Consider the following 1,942-nt stretch of genomic DNA (forward strand, 5'->3'; position numbering starts at 1 on the left):
AAACCCCGGCCATCTCCGCACCCGGCCTCCTCCTCAACCCAAGCCGGGAGCAAAATAAATGAGGCAACCGATCGCACTCGGGAGCATCGATAGGTGAGGCAATACGGAGTCTCACCCTGATCGCCGCCGCGCACCCCGTCTATTCCCGGTGCGCCGTCGTTTTCTTTCGCCATCTCATACGCTGCGCGCAGGGTCTCCATCTTGCACACGTGGACGTATAGACCCCAGAAACGCCAGGACGGTTCAGCCTTCGCCTTGACGTATAGTCTCCGCCTCAGGTCTTGCAAATCGATGGACGCCTTTATCATCTCGTCCTTGCCTTCCTTACGTTAGAGACATCACAAATGGCAGGGACCCTTTGCTCCACGGGAGTTACTCCGCTTCATCGCTACTCCAGTCCCGGCCGCCACCTTCTCATCTTCGGTCGATTTCCCGGGATCTCCGGTTATACGACCTACCTTCTTCCGGCGATTTCTCTCCGGGATGAAGGCTTCTCCAGTTGCTCGGCATGTCCTTGTCACCGTGCTGTCGCTTTCACCCCGCCGAAATGACCCGTCGTGTCAGTTAGCATTCGATGGATCATGCTGCCTTCGCCCCTAAACTGCAGGCTCGACTTTCGGTTTTCAGCATTTTCGAGGCCACAACGCGTTCTCTTTTGATACGGCCCGATGACTCGTGGTCTCCCCAAGGGAGTTTTGTCGATAGGCTTCAAAGGTTCTATTTCTATCTCCTCTGCTACCCACACTACGGGGAGCTAACTTTTTCCCCGGCAGGACTTACTCCTGCTGAACATGCCAGCCTTCGCTGGACGCACAGTTCGGCATGCATATCCCGCTCAACCAAGTGCGAGAGGATCGACCTGCCATTGTCGACGCTCGCTGACCAGGTCGGCCACGGAACCTTCGCCATCATGCCGCTCTTCCAGCTGATCGAGCGTCATGTACTCGCAGTCGAGCGCCTTCATGGCGACGACACCACCATCCGCGTCCTGGCGAAGGGCAAGTGCACGACCCGCCGGAGCTGGAGTTATGGGCGGGATGACCGGCCCTTCGGTGGGCCGGCGCCGCCGGCTGCGGTCTATTACGCCTCACCCGACCGGCGAGGCCAGCATCCCCAGAGGCATCTGGCCGCCTTCGCCGGCATCCTGCAAGCCGATTGCTATAGCGGCTTCGAGCCGTTGTTCGACCCGCAAAGGAAAGCGATGCCGATCACGCCGGCATTCTGCTTCGCGCATGCGCGGCGGGGCTTCTTCGAGTTGGCCGATATCGAGAAGAACGCCAGGGTAGGCAGCAAGGGTAAACCAGCTCCCCGATCGCGCTAAGCCGCTGCTCGACGACATGCACGCCTGGCTGCTGCGCGAGCGAGAAACCCTCTCGCGCTCCTCCGAGGTCCTGAAGCCCACGAATTACATGCCAGGCGCTGAGCCGACTTTGCCCGCTTCCTCGACGATGGCAGGATCTGCCTCAGCAACAACGCCGCCAAAAGAGCGTTGCGCGGCATCGCCTTGGGAAGGCGCAATTGGACCTTCGCCGGCAGCCTGCGCGGCGCCGAACGCGCCGCCATCATGCTGACGATGATCACCACCTGTCGTCTTAACGATGTCGATCCCAAAGCCCGGCTCTCCGACGTCCTCGCCCGGATCGCCGATCTTCCCGCTTCGCGTCTGCGCGAACTGCTGCCTGGGAATGGAAGCTCCCGCGCCAAGCCGACTAACTGTAACCGGCATGAGCTCCCACGACCGCAGTGATCAGTGAGCGCGGGCGTAGCGGATCGGCATCCAGTATTGCCGCAAGGCTTCGACCGCCGCGGGAATATCGGCGTGGGCGTTACGCAGAAATTTCTTGGTCTCGCGGCCGCTTCGTGGTGGTCCAAGCAGCGGTCGGCCCTGATCGTCGCGACAGTGCAGCAGGATAGGTAGAAGTAGGCCGTGATTGACGTTGCC

Annotated in this window: 2 pseudogenes; one reads left to right on the top strand and one right to left on the bottom strand. The window is 60.7% G+C overall.

The window, feature by feature from the left end:
- Positions 1–847: 847 nt before the first annotated feature.
- Positions 848–1,713, top strand: a pseudogene (locus L6637_RS42180) (IS66 family transposase); the annotation flags it as partial.
- A gap of 34 nt (positions 1,714–1,747) precedes the next feature.
- Here L6637_RS42180 and L6637_RS42185 read toward each other — a convergent pair.
- Positions 1,748–1,942, bottom strand: a pseudogene (locus L6637_RS42185) (UPF0149 family protein); the annotation flags it as partial.

Origin of the sequence: Bradyrhizobium zhengyangense (assembly GCF_022012435.1) — a bacterium.
GTDB lineage: Bacteria > Pseudomonadota > Alphaproteobacteria > Rhizobiales > Xanthobacteraceae > Bradyrhizobium > Bradyrhizobium zhengyangense.